Origin of the sequence: Leucobacter chromiireducens subsp. solipictus (assembly GCF_016758195.1) — a bacterium.
Lineage (GTDB): Bacteria > Actinomycetota > Actinomycetes > Actinomycetales > Microbacteriaceae > Leucobacter > Leucobacter solipictus.
The window spans coordinates 509,015-528,133 of record NZ_QYAC01000001.1; the positions used below are offsets into that span (position 1 = coordinate 509,015).

Sequence of the window (19,119 nt, forward strand, 5' to 3'; positions counted from 1 at the left end):
GTTGCGTAGGGGGTGCGTCCGCACGCACGCACCCCCTACGCCACGGGGTCCGGGGTGAGGAGGTGGAGTTCCCGCAGCACCGCAAGCACCCGCTCGTGGCGGTTGAAGGTGTACAGGTGCAGGGAGGGCGCACCCCCGGCAAGGAGCTCCCGAGCGAGCTCGACCGTGTGCTCGACGCCCAGCTCGGGCGCGTACCCGCCGGCTTCGTCGAGCGCCCGCGTGAGCTCGGCCGGTGCCGGCCGCCCGGCGAGCTCCGCAACCTTCCGCAGCTGCGCGCTCGTCGCGACCGGCATGAGCCCGGGCAGCACGGGCATGCGCAGCCCCGCGTCCTGCGCATCGCTCACGAACGACAGATACTCCTCCGCGCGGAAGAACAGCTGCGTGATCGCGAACTGCGCCCCGGCTTCCTCCTTCGCGATCAGCCACTCGATATCGGCGGCGCGGGATCGCGCGAGCGGGTGCCCGTTCGGGTAGGCGGCGACCGCGGTGCGGCCCACGCTCGTGAGGGCCGGGCGTTCCGCTCGGGCCTCGGCGATCAGCTCCACCAGATCGCGCGCGGAGAGCGATCCCACGACCTCCGGCGACGCCTCGGTGAGGCCCCGCGGCGGATCGCCTCGGAGCGCGAGGAAGTCGTGGACCCCGGCGTCCATGATCCCGTGGATCGCGGCGCGCACGGCGTCGCGATCCTCGCCCACGGTCGTGAGGTGCGCGAGCGGGAGCGCATCGGTGTGATCCCGCAGATAGCGCAGCAGGTCCACGGAGGCGTCCCGGTTCGAGCCGTTCGCCCCGTACGTCACGGAGATGAAGTCCGGGCCGGCCGCGGACAGGTGCTGCACCGCGTGCCCGAGGGCGAGGGCCGCCGCCCCGCTGCGCGCGGGGAACACCTCGAAGGAGAAGCGGGCGCGCGTGGGGGCGCTGCCCGTGAGCAGGGTCGGGGTCATCGCGCCGCCCCCGCAAGCTCGGCCGAGGCGAGCGCCGTCCCTCGCACGCGCGCCGCGATCTTCGCGAAGGCCACATCCCGGGCGAAGTCCGGTGAACCGTGGCGCGGCTTCTCGTCGATCAGGTACGGCGAGAAGCCGCAGTCGTCGGTCGAGCCGAGCAGCTCGGGCGGGATGAACCGGGCGGCCCGCACCAGCTGGTCTCGGATCCCCTCCGCGGTTTCGAGCTTCGGGTTCGTGGGGTTCGTCACGCCGAGCAGCACGCGCGGTGCCGGACGCCCGGCGCGGCCGCGCGCCCGGAGCTCCCGGCCCACGAGGCGGGCCACCCGATCCGGCTCCCGTTCCCCCGCCGCCTGCACCAGGAAGTAGCCGGCCTCGATCTGGAACAGCTCCGGCAGCAGCTCCGCGTAGTCGACGTCGGCGCTGTGCGCGGAGTCGTTGTCGTTTCCGGGGCAGGTGTGCACGCCCACCGCGGCGCGCTGTTCGGCGCTCAGCCGATCCAGCACCCGATTGATCAGGGCGATGAAGCCGGCAAGCGCCGTGGGGCCGGCCCAGGGGGCGCGGAGGTCGCGGCGGAGCGCCAGCCGGCCCTCGGTGAAGTCGATCGACACCCGGGTCGCGCCCGCCGCGAAGCAGCGCCGGATGTCCTCGGCGCAGCCCGCGACGACGTCCTCCAGGAAGTCCTCACGCGAGTACTCCCCGAGTCCCGTCTCCGGCACCATCAGCGAGAGCATCGACGGCGAGATCACCGCCTGCTTCAGCGGCAGTTCGGTCAGGGTGCGGGCCGCCGCCACATCGGTGGCGGCCCAGTCCCGGAAGGCGAAGGGTCCCCGAGCGAGGCTCGGGATCACCCGGTGGTGTCCGTCCGCGAACACGGCGAACACGGGCCCGACCGACACATCGGCGCTGCCGAGCGGATAGCTCGCGAAGCTCTGCCGCCGCTGCTCGCCATCGCTCACGATCGGCGACCCGGTGGCGGCAAAGCGCTCCAGGGTGTCGGCGACCGCGTGCTCCTGCTCAGCGCGCAGTTCCGCGGCCGAGGCAAGCCCGGTCTCCGCGTCCAGCACGGCGCGCTGCAGCCGGGAGGGGCGGGGCAACGACCCCACCGCCTCCGTCGGCAGCTCGCCCGTCGGCCAGGCCATCGCGCTACGCTCCGCGGACGGTGCGCGCCGCCTGCACGAGGTTCGTGAGGCTCGCCACCGTTTCCTCGTAGCCGCGGGTCTTCAGGCCGCAGTCCGGGTTCACCCAGAGCTGCTCTCCCGGAATGCGCGCCGCGGCGATCCGGATCAGCTCGGCCTGCTCGTCCACGCTCGGCACGCGCGGCGAGTGGATGTCGTAGACGCCGGGGCCGATCCCGCGGGAATAGCCGTGATCCCCGAGGGGTGCCACGACATCCATCCGGCTGCGCGCGGCCTCGATGCTCGTCACGTCCGCGTCGAGCCCGTCGACCGCGTCGATGATCTCACCGAACTCCGAGTAGCAGAGGTGCGTGTGGATCTGGACCTCGTTTGCGGCCCCGCTCGTGGCGAGCCGGAAGGAGCCCACCGACCAGTCGAGGTAGTCCGCCTGACGGTCGGCGTCGAGCGGCAGCAGCTCGCGCAACGCGGGCTCGTCGACCTGCACGATCGAGATGCCCGCCTCGACGAGGTCGTCGATCTCGTCCCGCAGGGCGAGGGCCACCTGCTCGGCGGTGTCGGCGAGCGGCTGGTCGTCGCGCACAAACGACCAGGCGAGGATCGTGACGGGGCCCGTGAGCATGCCCTTCACCGGGCGCTCGGTGAGCGACTGCGCGTAGGAGGACCAGGCCACGGTCATCGGGGCGGGCCGCGACACATCGCCCCACAGGATCGACGGGCGCGTGGCGCGGGTCCCGTAGGACTGCACCCAGCCGTGCTCGGTCACCGCGAAGCCGTCGAGCAGCTCCGCAAAGTACTGCACCATGTCGTTGCGCTCGGCCTCGCCGTGCACCAAGACATCGAGGCCGATCTCCTCCTGCAGGCGGATCACCCGCTCGATCTCCGCGCGGAGGAAGCCGTCGTAGGCGTCCTGATCGATCTCGCCGCGGGTAAACGCGGCGCGCGCCTTGCGGATCTCGGTGGTCTGCGGGAACGACCCGATCGTGGTGGTGGCGAGCTGCGGGATCTCGAGGCCGCGCTGCGCCTCGCGGCGCTCCGCCTCGGCGGCACGGCTGCGATCAGCCTCGGTGACGCCCGCGGCGCGCTCGCGCACCGCACCGTCGCGCACCCCGGGGGCGGCGGCGCGATCCGCGAGCACGGCGTCGGCGGCGGCCAGCTCGGCCTCGACGGCGGCGGTACCGTCCTCCAGGCCGCGCGCCAGGATCGCGACCTGCTCGACCTTCTGATCCGCGAACGCGAGCCAGCTCCGCAGGCGGGCGTCGAGCTGCGTCTCGTCCGCGACGTCGTGCGGCACGTGCTGCAGGCTGTTGCTCGTGCCGATTCCCGTGGCGATCCCCGCGTCATGGAGACGGGTGGCCGTGGCGAGTGCGGCGCGGAGGTCCGTGCGCCAGATGTTCCGGCCATCGACGACGCCTGCGATCAGCTGGGTGCCGGCATAGGCGGTGGCGAGGGTGCCGTCGGCGAGCGCGGACTCGGGGAGGCTGCCGCGGACGAGGTCCGCGTGCACGGCCTCGACGGGCAGCGCCCCCAGGCGAGCGAGCGCCTGCGACGAGTCGCCGTACGGCGCGGTCAGGAGGATCGCGGGGCGCGCGGTGCCCCGGGCGGTCCCGCCGAGCGTGGCGTAGGCGCGCTCCACGAGCTTCAGCACCTCCGCGCGGGGCACGGGCAGCGAGTCGGACACGAGGGCGGGCTCGTCCAGCTGCACCCAGCTGGCCCCCGCTGCGGCGAGCGCGGCGAGGAGCTCTGCGTAGACGGCGACGACCTCGTCGAGGCGGTCGAGGGGACGGAAGCCCTCCCCGGCCTCGGCGGAGGCCTTCGCGAGGAGCAGGTAGGTCACCGGGCCGACGAGCACCGGGCGGGACTCGATGCCCTGCGCGCGCGCCTCTGTGACCTGCGCAACCAGGGCGGCGGGGTTCGCGGCGAGCGGGGTACGCTCGTCAAACTCGGGAACGCTGTAGTGATAGTTCGTATCGAACCACTTGGTCATCTCGAGCGGCTGGTGGTCCTTGTCGCCCCGGGCGAGGGCGAACAGCACGGCGAGATCGCTGCCGGCCGCATCGGCGACGGCACCGGCGAAGCGGTGCGGGATCGCGCCGAGCGCGATCGTCGCGTCCAGCACCTGGTCGTAGAAGCTGAAGCTCTCCGGCACGGCCCCGCCTGCGGCGGGCAGCCCGAGCTCGACGAGGCGAGCGCGCGTCGCGGCGCGCAGCTCGCGCGCGGTGTCCTGCAGCTGCGCTTCGGAGCTCGCGCCCTTCCAGAACGCCTCGATCGCGCGCTTGAGCTCGCGGCGACGGCCGATCCGCGGGTAGCCGAGGATCGTGGCGGGGGGCAGCGTGGGGGCCTCGGGTGCAGCGGCACTCGGGTTCGCGGTCATGGGGGATCCTCCGGTTCGGGCGGTGACTGCCCGGTGGGAACCCCGGGCAGTCACACGCTAACCGGCGGACGCCGCGCGGCGCCGCTGTGTTGCGCTATGTGAATGACGCCGTGTTACGGCGCGCGGTTATGCGAGGTACGGTTCGAGCTTCGCGAGCATCTCGGCCGTGACAAACGCACGCACCCGAGTCCCCGCTTCCACGTACTCGGTGTCCATGACGCGGTTGCGTTCGTGCAGCTCGGCGACAAGCTCGCCGTGGCTGTAGGGGATCACCACGATGACCTCCTGATCCGGCACCGGCAGCGCCGCGAACACGCGCCGCCCGAGCTCCTCGATGCCCTCGCCCGTGCGGGCCGACACGAAGACCGCGTCGGGAACCAGGCCGTGCAGCACGAGCCGCTGCGAGTCGTCGATCAGGTCGGACTTGTTGAAGGCGACGATCTCCGGGATGCCTTGCGCCCCCACCTCGGAGATCACCTCACGCACCGTGCGCAACTGGGCGCTCGGGTCCGGGTGCGAACCATCCACGACGTGCAGGATCACGTCCGCGTCGCCGACCTCCTCGAAGGTGGAGCGGAACGCCTCGACGAGCTGGTGCGGCAGCTCCCGCACGAAACCGACGGTGTCGGCGTAGGTGAACTGGCGGCCGTCGTCGGTTTCCGCGTGGCGGATCGCCGTGTCAAGGGTGGCGAAGAGCTGGTTCTGGACGAACTCCTGCGTCCCCGTGAGCCGGTTCAGCAGGCTCGATTTGCCCGCGTTGGTGTACCCGGCGATCGCGACCGATGGCACCTCGCCGCGCTTGCGGTTCGCTCGCTTCGCCTCGCGCGCGGGCGCCATCGCCTGAATCTGCTTGCGCAGCTTCGCCATGCGGGTGTGGATCTTGCGTCGATCCAGCTCCATCTTGGTCTCACCGGGGCCACGCGAGCCCATGCCGGCACCCGCGGAGCCGACCTGGCCGCCCGCCTGGCGGGACATCGACTCGCCCCACCCGCGCAGTCGCGGCAGGAGGTACTGCAGCTGCGCGAGCTCGACCTGGGCCTTGCCCTCGCGGCTCTTCGCGTGCTGGCTGAAGATGTCGAGGATCACGGCGGTGCGGTCGATGACCTTCACCTTCACGACGTCCTCCAGCGCACGGCGCTGCGACGGCGCGAGCTCCGTATCCGCGATCACCGTGTCCGCGCCGACCGCGGCGACGAGCTCCGCGAGCTCCTGCGCTTTGCCCTTCCCGAGGTAGGTCGCGGGATCCGGCTTCGCGCGACGCTGCAGCAGGCCGTCCAGTACCTCGGCCCCGGCGGTCTCCGCGAGCGCGGCCAGCTCGCGCAGCGAGTTCTCGGCGTCCTCCGTGGACTTCTCGGAGTAGATCCCGATCAGTACGACTTTCTCGAGGCGCAGCTGGCGGTACTCGACCTCCGTGACGTCCTCGAGCTCGGTGGAGAGGCTGCCCACGCGGCGCAGCGATGCGCGGTCCTCGCGCTCCATCCGGATCGCGTCGAGATCCGCGTCCAGATCGTGGGTCTCGGCGTCAAGCGCCTGCGCGCCGCCCGTGAGGTCACGAATCACGGTCGCGGATTCGGAGCGACCGGCGCGCGACAATACCCGATCGAGCGCATCGTCGATGCGCGATCGCGTCGCCACGGGCTGGTCCTGCACGTCTGCGTCGGAAAACACCTGGTCTGAGTCTGCGGGTACACGTTTCGTCATGTGGCTTCCAGTGTACTCCGGGCGCGTCGGATTGTGCTGGCGCGTTCGCCGTGGGCGTGTGGCGGCGGCGCGGGTGTGCGCAGCCTGGGATACTGGTGCGGTGACTGAGCACTACTTCTCCGAGACTCCCTCCGGCGACCTCCGGCCCCGCGACATCGAGGTGGTCCTCGCGGGGGCGCCGCGCCAGGTGCGCACCGCGGGCGGCGTGTTCAGCCCCGAGCATCTCGACCGCGGCACGGAGATCCTGCTCCGCACGCTCGACAAGCTCGGCGACACTCAGCCGGGGCCGGTGCTGGATCTCGGCTGCGGCTGGGGCCCGATCGCGCTCGCCGCAGCCCTCGAATCCCCCGAGCGGGAGGTCTGGGCGATCGACATCAACGAGCGCTCCCGCGAACTCACTCGCGGCAACGCCGCGGCGCTCGGGCTGCCCGGCATCCGCGTCGCCGCCCCCGAGGAGGTCCCCGCAGAGCTGCGCTTTGCCGAGATCCGCTCGAACCCGCCGATCCGGATCGGGAAGGACGCGCTGCACGCGATCCTGCGCCAGTGGCTGCCGCGCCTCGCCCCGGGCGGGATCGCGCACCTCGTCGTCGCCAAGCACCTCGGCGCCGACTCGCTGCAGCGCTGGATCGCCGCCGAGTTCCCCGAGCTCAGCGTCGAACGGATCGCCCGCGACAAGGGCTTCCACATCATCCGCGCCGCGCGAGAACCGGCATGACCGTGCCGGATCCCGAGGACATATCCCTCGCCGCGTTGCTCGCCCCGCTCGCGGATATGCTCGGTCCGATTCCGGACACAGCCGCCGGCGCGGTGCCCGTCACCGCGGTGGACATGTATGACCCCGCCAGCCCGCCGGGCGAGGCCGGCGCGCTCCTCCTGGCCGTGGGCGTGGCCGCTGGCACGCTCGAAGCCGAGCAGGCGCTCGACTTCGCACGACGCCACGGTGTCGCCGGCATCGTGTTCACCCCCGGACGCGCGGAACCCGAGCCGCAGTCTCCCGACGCCACCGGGCCCGCGGTGCTGCATCGCTCGCGCTGGGCGAGCTGGGCGGAGCTCTTTGTCCAGTTGCGGCGCGCGCTGAGCGATCACCGCGCCACGGCGGGCACCGAGACCGCCGCCGGATATCACTCGCTCTCGCACCTCGCGAATACGCTCGCCACGATGACGGGGGCGGCCATCACCATCGAGGATCTCGACAGCCGTGTGCTGGGGTTCTCGACCGTCGAGGGCCCGGTCGACAGTCTCCGCCAGGAAACGATCCTGGGCCAGCGCGTGCCCCGTTGGCGGGTCGACGAGCTGCGCCGCAGCGGCTTCCTCACCGAGCTCTGGGCCTCGACCGGGGTGATCTACCGCCCGGCGGACGGGGAGCGGCCCAGCCGGCTGGTCATCGCGGTGCGCAACGAGGACGAGGTCTTCGGCTCGATCTGGGCGGCCGAGACCGGGGTGCCATTCTCCCCCGCGAGCCACGAGGCGCTTCGGCTCGCCGCCCAGGTCGCGATCCCCCTGTTCATCGAAGCCGCTCGGGCGGGCGGCATCCGAGATCGCGCCCGCCAGGCGGCGCTGCACGCGTTGCTCTCCGGCGAGGCATCCGCCGCCGCCTCGGCGCGGGCCCTGGAGCTTGCGCCCGAGCAGTGCTCCCGGGTGCTGTGCTGCCGGCTCGGGCGTGAGCTCGACGCCCGGCGGGAGGACGCGCTCATGCTGCGCATTCTCGCCGAGCTTCCCGGGAGTCTCAGCCTGGCCCAGGACGGGACGCTCTCCGTGCTCGCACCCGCTGCTCCGGACGAGCCCGAGGCGACGCTGCTCGCGCGGCTCCGCGTTGCGCTCGGCGGGATCGCTCCCGCCGGCGAGGTCCTGTACGTCGCCGTCGGTCACATCGCCCCGCACCTCGGAGACGTGCCCGCGTCGGCCGCTGAGGCTCGGCTCGTCCTCCGCGCGCTTGAGGCGAGGCAGACACGCGGGGCGGACGACGTCCGGGTCGCGGCGCTTTCGGCGGTCGAGGACGACGTCCGGGTGCAGCAGCTCGTCGACCTGGTCCGAGCGGATCCGGAACCGTTCACACGGCGCGTGACCACGCTCCTGGAGTACGACCGAGAGCACAACGCGTCGCTGACCCGCACCCTCGCGGTGTACCTGCACACCCACGGCAGCATCGCCGAGACTGCGCGGCGGATGCACCTGCACAGCAACAGCCTGCGGTATCGCCTGCAGCGCCTGGCGGAGCTCAGCGGAATAGACCTCGCGGACCCGCACTCCCGGCTGGTGACGGAGCTCGGTCTGCGACTGCTCGGCGTCTCGGGTGCCGCGCCCGAGACCACCTCGGGTTCGTGATAATCACCACAAACCTGGGCTCATCTCCTCATTTTCTGCGTCGAAACGGGGGAAACAACCGAAATATGGTGGACGGGACCCATCCGCCCCACCCCGAAGGTTCCCGTGACCCAGCGCAGCGACCCCCGTTCCCTAGCCATTACCGCTCTCGTCTCCGATGGGCTGGTGACCGAGGACTCCCCGGTCGTCGGCCTCGTCGACACCGACGCCGTGCTCGAGCGCGTGCAGGCCCTGCACGCGGCGTTCCCCGCGGACGTCCGCGCCCTCCACACCGTCGCCGCGAAGGCCGCGAGCCTCACCCCCGTGCTCGGCCTCCTGGCCACCGCGGGGATGGGGTGCGAGGTCGCCAGCCCCGGCGAGCTCGCCCTGGCGGTGGGCGCGGGGTTCCCCGCTGACCGGATCGCCTTCGACTCCCCGGCGAAGACCCCGGCCGAGCTCCGGGAGGCGCTGCGCCTCGGGGTCGCGCTGAACATCGACAACCGCGAGGAGCTCGAGCGCGTTGTCGCCCTCGTGGGCGCGCAGCCCCCGACCTCCCCGATCGGATTCCGCATTAACCCGCAGGTGGGCGCGGGCGGGATCGGTGCGATGAGCACCGCGACCGACACCTCGAAGTTCGGCTTCCCGCTCCGCGACCCCGGGGCCCGCGCGGCCATCATCGACGCCTACCTCGCGCACCCCTGGCTCACGCAGATCCATTGCCACGTCGGCTCGCAGGGGTGCCCGCTCCCGCTCATGGCGACGGGTATCCGAGACACGTACCTGCTCGCCGAGGAGATCAACGCGGCTGCGGGCCGCGCGCAGATCACCCGCATCGACCTCGGCGGCGGGCTGCCTGTCAATTTCGACAGCGACGAGATCACCCCCGATTTCCCGGACTACGTCGCGGCCCTGACCGCCGCCGTGCCGGAGCTCTTCGACGGCCGCTATGAGCTCGTGACCGAGTTCGGGCGCTCGCTGCTCGCGAAGAGCGGGATGATGGTCAGCCGTGTCGAGTACGTCAAGGAGTCGGGCGGCCGCCCCATCGCGATCACTCACGCCGGGGCCCAGGTCGCGACGCGCACCGTGTTCATGCCCGAGTCCTGGCCGCTCCGGATCGGAGTGCGCAACCCGGACGGCTCCGAGAAAACAGGCCCCCGGGTGGTCCAGGACGTCGCCGGCCCCTGCTGCTTCGCCGGCGACGTGATCGCGCGCGGCCGGGAACTGCCGCGGTTCAGCGCGGGGGATCTCGCCGTCGTGTACGACACCGGGGCCTACTACTTCTCCACCCACTTCGCCTACAACTCGCTCCCCCGCGTGCCGGTCTACGGCTATCGCGTCCGGGAGGACCGCGTGGAATGGAGCCTGATCCGCCGACAGCAGACCATCGCGGAGGTCGTCCGCGAGAGCGGCGTCGCCGACGCCGCCGCGCTCACCGCCCGCCACGAAGCGATCACCCCGTGACCACTGGGTGTCGGTGCCGTGGGGCACCGACACCCAGCCCCGCGCCCTGCGCACCGACCATTCCCCGATCCACGAACCCGAAGGACACTCCGTGACAAAGTCGTCATCCTCACCCACTCCCCCGATTGATCAGCGGCCTCCGGTCGCAGCCCAGGCGGACGCCGCCACCGGCACGCTCGATGTCGTGGTGTCGCCCCGCCGCACCCGGATCCTGAACATCCTGGCGCTCGCGGGCATCGGCCTGTCGATCGTCGGCACGTTCTTCGTCGACGGCCCCACGCTGTGGGGCCTGTTGCCGATCGTGCTGTACGCAGTGCTCTGCCTGCTCGGCATGGACATTCTCCTCGGCACCATTTACGCGCTCGTGGCCGGGCTGATCCTCGCACAGCTCCCGCTGGTCGAGGTGGCCAACCTCCTGGGCGCATCGCTCGCGGAGCAGATCACGATGATCGGTCTGATCATCATGTTTGGCGCGGGCGTCGGGGAGATCCTGAAACTGACAGGCGTCGACCGCTCGATCGTCCTCGGCGTCATGCGCGTCTTTGGCCACCGCGGCCAGACCGCCGTGATCTTCGGCGTGATGCTGGCCTGCCTGATCCTGGTCATGAGCCTCGGCACGCTCGCGGGTGCGCTGGCGATCGCGGCCCCGATCCTGCTGCCGATCTGCTCCCGGATGCAGTTCACCCGCTCCGCCACGGCCTCGATGATGTTCATCGGCGGGTGCGCCGGCCTCGCGCTCGCCCCGTTCGCGGGCTCCAACGTCGCGATCATGGACGCCGCCGAGGTCAGCTACGGGCAGTACGTGCTCTACGGCGCGGGCCCCCTCGCGATCCTCTCGCTCGTCGCCGGACTCGTGCTCGTCCCGTGGATGCAGCGCCGCACCGCACGGCAGAACGACTTCTACACCGCGGAGGAGGCCGGAGTCGAGGACGACAGCCGCGTGCCGAAGCAGGGCCGGGCCACCACGTTCTTCCTGATCGCGCTCCTGGGTGCCGTGATCTACGCCACCGTCTCCGCGGCCGGCACCAGCTTCCCGCTGCTCGCGCTCCCCCTGCTCGGGATCGTCGCCGGGCTCGCCGGCGGTCAAAGCATCCGCCGGATCACCGCGGCGTTCTACCGCGGCCTCGCCAGCATGGTGAGCCTCTTCCTGCTCTTCTGGCTGCTCGCGGCGCTGTTCTTGATCATCGACGTGCTCGCGCCGTTCGACGTCATCAAGGACGCGGTCGGAGCCGAACTCGCGGCCGCAAGCCCCCTCGTGTTCGCGATTGTCATCGCGCTGCTCGGCTGGGTCGGCGTGCCGGGCGCGACGGCCGCGCAGGTCGTCCTGCTCGACAAGGTGTTCGGCGAGATGGCCGCCGCGGTCGGTGTCCCCGCGAGCGCCTGGGTCATCGTCCTGCTGTTCGCCTCCAAGGCGGACACCTATGGCCCGTTCCCGAACGGCAACATGGTCGGCGCGATGGGGCTCGCACGCTCCACGAACCTCAAGAACATGATGATTACGGGGTGGCTGCTCCTCATCCCGGCCTGCATCATGTATTTCGGAATCCTCTTCTTCGAAACCCGGTGACCCCCATGACTGTGACATTCGACCTCCTGATCACCAACGCCACCGTGATCGACGGGACCGGGGCGCCCCGGTTCCTCGCCGACGTCGCGGTCACCGGCGAGCGCATCGCCGAGGTCCGCCGCGTCACCGCGGCGGGCCCGGTGCCGGACCGCCCCACCGCCGAACGCGTCATCGACGCGTCGGGCTTGGTCCTGAGCCCCGGTTTCATCGACCTCCACTCGCACGCGGACTTCAGTATCCAGGGCCACCCGCAGGCGACCACGCAACTCATGCAGGGCGTCACCACGGCGCTCACCGGCAACTGCGGTTCCACGCCCTTCCCGACGCGCGACCTGGAACTCATCCGGCAGGAGAACGCACACCTCAGCCCCGATTTCGACGGCGACTGGACCGACGCGGCCGGCTTCCATCGCGCCCTGACCGGGGTGTCGCCCGGCATCAACATCGCGACCCAGGTCGGTTTCTCCTCGATCCGCGCCCACATCGTCGGCTTGGAGAATCGCGCTCCGTCCCCGGCGGAGCTCGCCGCGATGCAGGACGAGATCCGCCGCGCGGCAGACCAGGGTGTTCGCGGGTTCTCCAGCGGACTCATCTACACCCCGGGCAGCTACTGCACGCCCGCAGAGATCGCGGCGCTGGCGCGGACGGCCGCGGAGTGCGGGCTGCTCTACTCCACGCACATTCGCAACGAGTCATTCACCATGATCGAGGCGGTCGACGAGGCGATCCGCGCCGCGGAAGACAGCGGGGTGCGGCTTGAGATCTCCCATCTGAAGGCAATGGGGCCCGAGAACTGGGGCGCCCCGGCCCGCGCGCTGGAACGGATCGACGCCGCGCGAGCCCGCGGCCTCGATGTGGCCGCCGACGTCTACCCGTACACCGCGTCGAGCACTCGCCTGACCTCGCGGTTGCCGGACTTCGCCATGGATGGCGGCAAGGACGAGCTGCTCCGCCTCCTCGCCTCGCCCGGCGACCGCGCCCGGGTGGCGCAGGGCCTGGCCGCCCGCTTCGGCCGGGACGTGGATCCCGACGGGATCGTGATCGCGGAGCTCGCGCCCGCCGGTGCCGAGGATCTGAGCTGGACGATTGGCCACTCACTCACCGAAATCGGGGAACGACTCGGCACCGATCCCGCGGAGGCGGCGATGCGGGTGCTCGCCGGACACGACGCGAGCGTCGCGATCGTGAACCACGCCATGCACCCGGATGACGTGGCCGCCGTGCTCCAGCACCCCTGGGTATCCGTCGCGAGCGACGGCTGGACGATGCAGCCCCGCGGTGCCGGCAAACCCCACCCCCGGTCATTCGGGACGTTCGCGCGGGTGCTCGGGCACTACGTGCGCGAGCAGGGGGTCCTGAGTCTCGAGGAGGCCGTGCGCAAGATGACGGGACTCCCGGCCGAGCGGCTGCGGCTCGCAGACCGCGGGCGCGTCGCCGCGGGGTGGATCGCCGATCTGTCGCTCTTCGACCCCGCGACCGTGACCGACCGCTCCACCTTCGACGACCCGTGGCAGCTCGCCACCGGGGTGCGGGCCGTCTTCCTGGGCGGCCGCGCGGCGGTGCTGGACGGCGCGCTGACCGGCGTGCGAGCCGGCCGCGTGCTGTAGGCGCGCGGGCGTGGGCTTCCCGTGGCGTCGCGCGCTACGCCGCGGGGAGCTCGATCTGGCCCGAGTAGACGAGCTCCGCGGGACCGTTCAACGAGACGTGCTCGCCCTCCTCAGTGGGGAACATCCGCACGGCGAGCCGGCCGCCCGGCACGTCCACCCGCCAGTGGTTCGGCATGCCCTCGCCACCCCAGTGGCGGAACGCGAGCGCCGCAGCGGCGGTGCCGGTGCCGCAGGAGAGCGTCTCCCCCACGCCGCGCTCGTGCACGCGCATCCGGATGCGGGCCACACCGTCCACCACGAGCGGATCCTCGGGCACCACAAACTCGACGTTCGCGCCCGAGGCGGGTGCCGGATCGAGCGCTGGGGCGCGATGCAGGTCCAGGCCCTCGAGCTCGCCCGGGTGCGCGAGCGCGGTCACGACGTGCGGATTGCCGAGGTCGATCCCGAGCCCGGGACGCGCCACGTCGAGCCCGTGGGCGGCGACGAGCCGCTCCGGGGCCAGCCGCCACCGGCCGAGGTCGACCGTGTAGCCGGTCTTTCCGGCGAGCACATCCTTCACGCCGGCCCGCGTGCCGATCGGCAGGGTATCGCTGCGCTCGGGGGCCACGAGCCCCTCGGCGATCAGGTAGTGCACGTAGACGCGGATGCCGTTGCCGCACATCTCGGCGGGCGTGCCATCCGCGTTCCAGTAGTCCATGAACCACTCGGCCTCGGGCTCGATGGCGAGCACGTCGGCCCCCTCCGGGAGCGCGCGGGATCGGACCGCGCGGATCACGCCGTCCGCCCCGATGCCCGTGTGCCGGTCGCACAGGAAACGGATCTGCGCGGGGGTGAGCTCCAGGTCCCCGTCCGGGTCGGTGAACAGTACGAAATCGTTGCCTGTGCCGTGACCCTTGGTGAACGTGAGCGTCGTCATGCCCTCAGTCTACGGGGGCGCCCGGTGCCGGTTCCCAGCCGCTCATCAGCCGTCGAGGCGCTTCCCCAGCACCGTGACGCTCGCGTCCGCATAGCCGAGTTCCGCATAGTAGGCGGCGACGCGGTGGTTTTCCGTGCGCACCATGAGCTGCACCTTGGGACACCCCCGGGCGCGCAAGCGGCGCTCGACCTCCGCCACGAGCGCACGGCCAATTCCTTCGCCGGCTCGCGCGGCGGCGCTCGCGAGATAGTAGATCCACCCGCGGTGTCCGTCGTCGCCACCCATCACGGTGCCCACGATCTCCCCGCGGTCCTCAGCCACGAGCAGCAGGGTGGGAAATTCGCGGTATGCGCGGGCCACGTCCGCGTGCGGATCGTTCCAGGGGCGGGTGAGATCGCGGGCGCGCCACAGCGCCACGACCGCGGCTTCGTCGGCGGGGGTGTACTCGCGAATCTGGATCGGCATGGGGCACTCCTTCGGTCAGGCCCCGAGCCTATCCGCCCGCGGCGGCCGCTGTTACGGTGAGGCTATGAGCCCAGACACGACCGCAGAACTCACGCCCAACGACCTTACGCACCTCCGCCGCTGCATCGCACTCGCGGAGGCCGCGCTCGCCGCCGGCGACGAGCCGTTCGGCTCCGTACTCGTCGACGCGGGCGGCACGGTGCGCTTCGAGGACCACAATCACGTCGCGGGCGGCGATGCGACCCAGCACCCGGAGTTCGCGATTGCGCGCTGGGCGGCGGAGCACCTCTCCCCCGCGGAGCGCGCCGCGGCGACGGTCTACACCTCCGGCGAGCACTGCCCGATGTGTTCCGCAGCGCACGGCTGGGTGGGTCTCGGCCGGATCGTCTATGTCGCGAGCGCGGCGCAGCTCTCGGCCTGGCTGACGGAGTGGGGCGCGCCGCCCGCTCCCGTGGCCGCGCTGCCCGTCCAGGTGGTCGCGCCGGAGGTGCCGGTCTCGGGACCCGCGCACGAGCTCACCGCCGAGATTCGCGCGCTGCACGCCCGGCACCGGGGGATCGCGCGCTGACGACGAACGCGGGCGACGCCGGATCGGGGGGCGAGTTGATTCGCTTGACGTACTATGCGTGACGTAGTACGTTTGACGAAGAAAGCCACCCGACCCACCATTGGAGGACCCATGATCGGAGCCGACGCGATCCGCGGCTACGTCGATCTCATGGTGCTCTCGCTGCTGCGGAGCGGCCCCTCGTACGCGTACGAGCTCGCCCAGCGCATCAACGACATCACCGGAGCCGACTACACGATCAAGCAGACCACCCTGTACTCGGCGGTGAAGCGGCTCGAGACCAGCGGCTGGGTGAGCTCGTTTTCGAGCCTCTCACCGAGCGGCAAACCGCGGACCTACTACCAGGTCACGGACGCCGGCATCGAGCATCTGCAGCTCAAGGTCACCGAGTGGCATCACACGAAGTCCGTCGTCGATCGATTCATCAAGGGAGTCGAAGCATGAACATCATCATCAGCTATCTCGAGACCATGTTCAGCACCTACCCGCAAACACCGCGGCTCCTCGAGGCCAAGGCTGAACTGCAGGGGATGATGGAGGACGCCTACGCCAACCTCGTCGCACAGGGCCACTCCGAGAACGAGGCCGTGGGACAGGTCATCCGCGACTTCGGCAATCTCGCCGAGGTCGCCCCTGAGCTCGGCATCACCGCCGAACTCGGGGCGGCAGCCGCCCCCGCGACTCCCCCGGCCCCGGTGGCTCCGCTGACCACGGCGACACCGCCGCAGCCGCGGGCCCCGCAGCACCCACCGGTCACCCTCGATGAGGCACGCGGCTACGCCGAGGCACAGCAGCGGATCCGGTATCGCGTCGCCATCGCCGTCGCGTTGTTCGTGCTGTCCCCGGCCGTCCTCATCTTCCTCCCGGCCGCCGCCACCGCGGGCACCGTGGCACTCAGCGCGGGTACCGCGACCATGATCGGCATTTTCACCCTGCTCGTCATCGTCGCGTGCGGCGTCATGACGCTCATGAGCACCGCGCGCGAGCTCGCGCCGTACGGCCGGATCGAACAGGGACGGTTCACCCCCGTCGCGGCGGTCACCCAGTGGGCTGAGGAACTCGCCCGCACCCACGAGCCCGCCCGCACCCGCGCGCTGCAGGTCTCGGTGCTGCTGTGGATCCTCTCGCCCGCACCCCTGCTCGCGTTCGCGTTCCTCGACGACACGAACCCGAACAAGCAGCTGTGGGTCCTCGTCGGCGTGGTGCTGATCCTCGGCATCGTGGCTGCGGGCCTGCTCGTCCTGCTTCCCACCGCGTGGGCCGAATCGGTACGCCACCGCCTCGCGCACGGGCAGCCTGGGGCGGCGGGGCGGCTCACCGAGCCCGACGATGCAGAGCACAGCGTGGTCGGCGTGATCGCGGCCTTCTACTGGCCGCTGCTCACGGCCATCTACCTCGGGTGGAGCTTCATCGGGAACGCCTGGGGGCACTCGTGGATTCTCTGGCCGGTCGGCGCGGTGCTGTTCGGGGCGATTGCCGCGGGCGGGGGCGCCTGGGAGTCCTACCGCAGGAGCCGTCGCACGCGCTAAGTTCAGGTGGCCGGCAGCTCCCCCGGGCCGCGCCACTCGACGCCCGGATACCGGCGGAACCAGCTGACCTGCCGTCGCGCATAGCGCCGGGTGAGCGCCTGCGTCTCGGCGATGGCCTCGGCCTCGCTCAGGCGACCGTCGAGCTGGGCGAGCGCCTGCGCATAGCCGATCGCTCGGGAGGCCGTGGGTCCCTCGCGAACCCCCTCGGGGATCAGCGCGCGGACCTCGTCGAGGAGCCCGGCTTCCCACATCCGCTCCACGCGCCGATCGAGCCGAGCCACGAGCTCCGCCCGCTCGCTGTGCACACCGAGGATCCGCGTGGCCTCGTGCCACCGCACCGGGTCACTCGGCAGGGTGGTCTGCGCGTCCCCACCGAGCAGCGCCACCTCGAGCGCGCGAATGACGCGTCGCGGATTCTGCGTGTCAACGGACGCCGCGACCGCCGGGGCGAGCTCCGCGAGCCGGGCCACGAGGGCGGGCACCCCCGTCGCCGCGGCGTCGGCCTCCAGCTGCGCCCGAAGCGCCGCGTCACGCGGCGGAAACTGGAAGTCAAAGATCACGCTCGAGACATACAGCCCGGACCCACCCACGAGGATCGCATCGTCCCCGCGACCGAGGATCTCCGCGATCACGCTCCGCGCGGCAGGCTGGTACCACGCGACCGTCGCCTCGGTCGCCGGGCTCAGCACGTCGAAGAGGTGGTGTGGGATCCCGCGCCGCTCCGAGAATGGCAGCTTCGCGGTCCCGATGTCCATGCCGCGATAGAACTGCATCGCGTCGGCGTTCACGATCTCCGCGCGGCGGCCGGACGCCGCCAGCGCCTGCGCGAGATCCAGCGACAACTCGGATTTACCCGTGCCCGTCGCGCCGACGATCGCCCAGAGCGTCGGGGCCTGCGCGGAGCTGCGCGTGTCCGTCGCGCCGGGATTCATCGCGTGCGAATCGTGGGCAGCCCGAGGCTCACCGCGCGCGGCGCGGTGTCTCCCGCGGGCGCGGGCACCCCGCAGCTCTCCGCCTGGCGGCGATCCCACGCGTCGCCCGCGCGGGTACGGCGCAGCGCGTAGACGCCCGGCACGTCGTCGGCGATGAGGAAGTGCGGGGCCGCCGCCGTGATCTCGACGGTGACCACGTCGCCGGGCCGCGGCTCCTCGGCGCCCTCGGGCAGCGCAAAGTGCACGAGCCGGTTGTCTTCGGCGCGCCCAGACAGCCGGCTGCGGGCCGAGTCCTTCCGGCCTTCGCTGCTGGCCACCAGCACGTGAGCGCGCGTCCCCACGAGCGCCTCATTCTCTTCGAGGGACAGGCGGTCCTGCAGGGCCATCAGGCGCTCGTAGCGCTCTTGCACGACGGCCTTCGGCAGCTGCCCGTCCATCGTCGCCGCGGGCGTGCCGGGCCGGATCGAGTACTGGAACGTAAACGCGCTCGAGAAGCGCGAGGCCTCGACGACACGCATCGTGTCCTCGAAGTCCTCGTCCGTCTCGCCCGGGAACCCGACGATGATGTCGGTGGTGATCGCGGCGTGCGGGATCCGGTCCCGGACGTCGTCGAGGATCCCGAGGAACTTCTTGGACCGGTACGAGCGGCGCATCGCCTTCAGCACCGTGTCCGATCCGGACTGCAGGGGCATGTGCAGCGACGGCATCACGTTGTGAGTCTCCGCCATCGCGGCGATCACGTCGTCCGTGAACGCTGCCGGGTGCGGGCTCGTGAAGCGCACGCGCTCGAGCCCCTCGATCTCCCCCATCGCACGGAGCAACTTGCCGAACGCCTGGCGATCGCCAAACTCGACCCCGTAGGTGTTGACGTTCTGGCCGAGGAGCGTGATCTCAATCACCCCATCGTCGACGAGCGCCTGGACCTCGGCGAGAATATCGCCGGGGCGACGGTCCTTTTCCTTGCCGCGAAGCGCGGGAACGATGCAGAAGGTGCAGGTGTTGTTGCAGCCCACGGAGATCGATACCCAGCCACTTGCAGCGGAGTCGCGCCGCGTCGGCAGCGTGGAGGGGAAGACCTCCAGCGCCTCGAGGATCTCGATCTGAGCCTCCGCGTTGTGTCGGGAGCGCTCCAGCAGGGCGGGGAGGGAGCCCATGTTGTGCGTGCCGAACACCACGTCGACCCAGGGCGCCTTCTCGAGAATCGTCCCCTGATCCTTCTGGGCGAGGCAGCCCCCCACGGCGATCTGCATGCCCTCGCGGCCGCGCTTGACGCCGGCGAGGTAGCCGAGGTTCCCGTACAGCTTGTTCGCGGCGTTCTCGCGGACGGCACAGGTGTTGATGACGACCACGTCGGCGTCTTCCGGGTCCGTCGCCGAGACGTAGCCGGCCGCGTCGAGGGAGCCGGAGAGGCGTTCCGAATCGTGGACGTTCATCTGGCAGCCGAGCGTGCGCACGGTGTAGCTTCGCGGGCTGCCGTCGGGGCGCACCGCCGCGGGCGACGGGGCGATCACGATGCGTTCAGCGGGTGCAAGACTCATGAGCCCCAGTGTATCGAGGCTTCTCCGTCACCCCGCGCGGTCCACACGGGGTGACGGAAAACACGGCCGGTCCTGAGTAGTCA

At 71.3% G+C, this 19,119-nt stretch carries 16 protein-coding genes; 8 read left to right on the forward strand and 8 right to left on the reverse strand.

Going from position 1 to position 19,119, the window contains the following annotated elements:
- Positions 1-35: 35 nt before the first annotated feature.
- The 4 genes from D3230_RS02390 to hflX all read right to left on the reverse strand — a co-directional run bounded on the left by D3230_RS02390 (position 36) and on the right by hflX (position 6,149).
- The gene (locus D3230_RS02390; RefSeq protein ID WP_202343387.1) at positions 36-941 is read right to left on the reverse strand and encodes a methylenetetrahydrofolate reductase; all 906 of its coding nucleotides are present in this window, start codon (positions 939-941) and stop codon (positions 36-38) included.
- Positions 938-2,080 carry a uroporphyrinogen decarboxylase/cobalamine-independent methonine synthase family protein gene (locus D3230_RS02395; RefSeq protein WP_202343388.1) on the reverse strand — a complete coding sequence of 381 codons (1,143 nt, stop codon included), beginning with the start codon at positions 2,078-2,080 and terminating at the stop codon, positions 938-940. The genes D3230_RS02390 and D3230_RS02395 overlap by 4 nt, the downstream gene beginning before the upstream one ends.
- 4 nt (positions 2,081-2,084) lie before the next feature.
- The gene (metE, locus tag D3230_RS02400; protein WP_202343389.1) at positions 2,085-4,448 is read right to left on the reverse strand and encodes a 5-methyltetrahydropteroyltriglutamate--homocysteine S-methyltransferase; all 2,364 of its coding nucleotides are present in this window, start codon (positions 4,446-4,448) and stop codon (positions 2,085-2,087) included.
- 126 nt (positions 4,449-4,574) lie between these two features.
- Positions 4,575-6,149, reverse strand: coding sequence for a GTPase HflX (gene hflX, locus D3230_RS02405; RefSeq protein ID WP_202343390.1), 1,575 nt, complete (start codon positions 6,147-6,149; stop codon positions 4,575-4,577).
- 100 nt (positions 6,150-6,249) lie between these two features.
- Between hflX and D3230_RS02410 the strand changes: the two genes are divergently transcribed.
- The 5 genes from D3230_RS02410 to D3230_RS02430 all read left to right on the forward strand — a co-directional run bounded on the left by D3230_RS02410 (position 6,250) and on the right by D3230_RS02430 (position 13,088).
- A complete protein-coding gene (locus D3230_RS02410; RefSeq protein ID WP_337249052.1) occupies positions 6,250-6,864 on the forward strand; it encodes a class I SAM-dependent methyltransferase in 615 nt (204 codons plus the stop codon).
- Positions 6,861-8,474: a PucR family transcriptional regulator gene (locus D3230_RS02415; RefSeq protein ID WP_202343392.1), complete on the forward strand. Its 1,614-nt coding sequence runs from the start codon at positions 6,861-6,863 to the stop codon at positions 8,472-8,474. Before D3230_RS02410 ends, D3230_RS02415 begins: the two co-directional genes overlap by 4 nt.
- A 105-nt stretch (positions 8,475-8,579) precedes the next feature.
- Entirely contained in the window at positions 8,580-9,914 is a 1,335-nt protein-coding gene (locus tag D3230_RS02420; RefSeq protein WP_337249053.1) for a type III PLP-dependent enzyme domain-containing protein, read from the forward strand.
- Positions 9,915-10,005: 91 nt separating this feature from the next.
- Entirely contained in the window at positions 10,006-11,481 is a 1,476-nt protein-coding gene (locus tag D3230_RS02425) for a Na+/H+ antiporter NhaC family protein (protein ID WP_202343393.1), read from the forward strand.
- Between the two features lie 5 nt (positions 11,482-11,486).
- Positions 11,487-13,088: an N-acyl-D-amino-acid deacylase family protein gene (locus D3230_RS02430; protein WP_202343394.1), complete on the forward strand. Its 1,602-nt coding sequence runs from the start codon at positions 11,487-11,489 to the stop codon at positions 13,086-13,088.
- A 34-nt stretch (positions 13,089-13,122) separates the two neighbouring features.
- Here D3230_RS02430 and dapF read toward each other — a convergent pair whose 3' ends face one another.
- Positions 13,123-14,004: a diaminopimelate epimerase gene (gene dapF / locus D3230_RS02435; protein WP_202343395.1), complete on the reverse strand. Its 882-nt coding sequence runs from the start codon at positions 14,002-14,004 to the stop codon at positions 13,123-13,125.
- Between the two features lie 45 nt (positions 14,005-14,049).
- Positions 14,050-14,469 (reverse strand): GNAT family acetyltransferase, encoded by a 420-nt coding sequence (locus D3230_RS02440; RefSeq protein WP_202343396.1) that lies wholly within the window; start codon positions 14,467-14,469, stop codon positions 14,050-14,052.
- A 64-nt stretch (positions 14,470-14,533) separates the two neighbouring features.
- On the opposite strand from D3230_RS02440, the gene D3230_RS02445 reads away from it, so the two are divergent.
- From D3230_RS02445 to D3230_RS02455, 3 genes are all read left to right on the forward strand, one after another.
- Positions 14,534-15,037, forward strand: a complete 504-nt coding sequence (locus D3230_RS02445) for a nucleoside deaminase (RefSeq protein WP_202343397.1) — start codon at positions 14,534-14,536, stop codon at positions 15,035-15,037.
- 111 nt (positions 15,038-15,148) lie between these two features.
- The gene (locus D3230_RS02450) at positions 15,149-15,481 is read left to right on the forward strand and encodes a PadR family transcriptional regulator (protein WP_202343398.1); all 333 of its coding nucleotides are present in this window, start codon (positions 15,149-15,151) and stop codon (positions 15,479-15,481) included.
- On the forward strand, positions 15,478-16,566 hold the full coding sequence (locus D3230_RS02455; RefSeq protein WP_202343399.1) for a permease prefix domain 1-containing protein: 1,089 nt from the start codon (positions 15,478-15,480) through the stop codon (positions 16,564-16,566). Before D3230_RS02450 ends, D3230_RS02455 begins: the two co-directional genes overlap by 4 nt.
- Positions 16,567-16,568: 2 nt before the next feature.
- Here the strand turns inward: D3230_RS02455 and miaA are convergent, their stop codons facing one another.
- The gene (gene miaA, locus D3230_RS02460; protein WP_202343400.1) at positions 16,569-17,498 is read right to left on the reverse strand and encodes a tRNA (adenosine(37)-N6)-dimethylallyltransferase MiaA; all 930 of its coding nucleotides are present in this window, start codon (positions 17,496-17,498) and stop codon (positions 16,569-16,571) included.
- Positions 17,495-19,036: a tRNA (N6-isopentenyl adenosine(37)-C2)-methylthiotransferase MiaB gene (gene miaB / locus D3230_RS02465; protein WP_202343401.1), complete on the reverse strand. Its 1,542-nt coding sequence runs from the start codon at positions 19,034-19,036 to the stop codon at positions 17,495-17,497. Before miaB ends, miaA begins: the two co-directional genes overlap by 4 nt.
- Between the last annotated feature and the right edge of the window lie 83 nt (positions 19,037-19,119).

Excerpts from the sequence above, each read along its gene's own strand:
- D3230_RS02445 (WP_202343397.1), top strand. The coding sequence starts at position 14,534 with ATGAGCCCAGACACGACCGCAGAACTCACGCCCAACGACCTTACGCAC.
- D3230_RS02390 (WP_202343387.1), bottom strand. The coding sequence starts at position 941 with ATGACCCCGACCCTGCTCACGGGCAGCGCCCCCACGCGCGCCCGCTTC.
- miaB (WP_202343401.1), bottom strand. The coding sequence starts at position 19,036 with ATGAGTCTTGCACCCGCTGAACGCATCGTGATCGCCCCGTCGCCCGCG.
- D3230_RS02450 (WP_202343398.1), top strand. The coding sequence starts at position 15,149 with ATGATCGGAGCCGACGCGATCCGCGGCTACGTCGATCTCATGGTGCTC.
- D3230_RS02440 (WP_202343396.1), bottom strand. The coding sequence starts at position 14,469 with ATGCCGATCCAGATTCGCGAGTACACCCCCGCCGACGAAGCCGCGGTC.
- D3230_RS02395 (WP_202343388.1), bottom strand. The coding sequence starts at position 2,080 with ATGGCCTGGCCGACGGGCGAGCTGCCGACGGAGGCGGTGGGGTCGTTG.
- D3230_RS02455 (WP_202343399.1), top strand. The coding sequence starts at position 15,478 with ATGAACATCATCATCAGCTATCTCGAGACCATGTTCAGCACCTACCCG.
- hflX (WP_202343390.1), bottom strand. The coding sequence starts at position 6,149 with ATGACGAAACGTGTACCCGCAGACTCAGACCAGGTGTTTTCCGACGCA.
- miaA (WP_202343400.1), bottom strand. The coding sequence starts at position 17,498 with ATGAATCCCGGCGCGACGGACACGCGCAGCTCCGCGCAGGCCCCGACG.
- D3230_RS02430 (WP_202343394.1), top strand. The coding sequence starts at position 11,487 with ATGACTGTGACATTCGACCTCCTGATCACCAACGCCACCGTGATCGAC.
- metE (WP_202343389.1), bottom strand. The coding sequence starts at position 4,448 with ATGACCGCGAACCCGAGTGCCGCTGCACCCGAGGCCCCCACGCTGCCC.
- D3230_RS02415 (WP_202343392.1), top strand. The coding sequence starts at position 6,861 with ATGACCGTGCCGGATCCCGAGGACATATCCCTCGCCGCGTTGCTCGCC.
- dapF (WP_202343395.1), bottom strand. The coding sequence starts at position 14,004 with ATGACGACGCTCACGTTCACCAAGGGTCACGGCACAGGCAACGATTTC.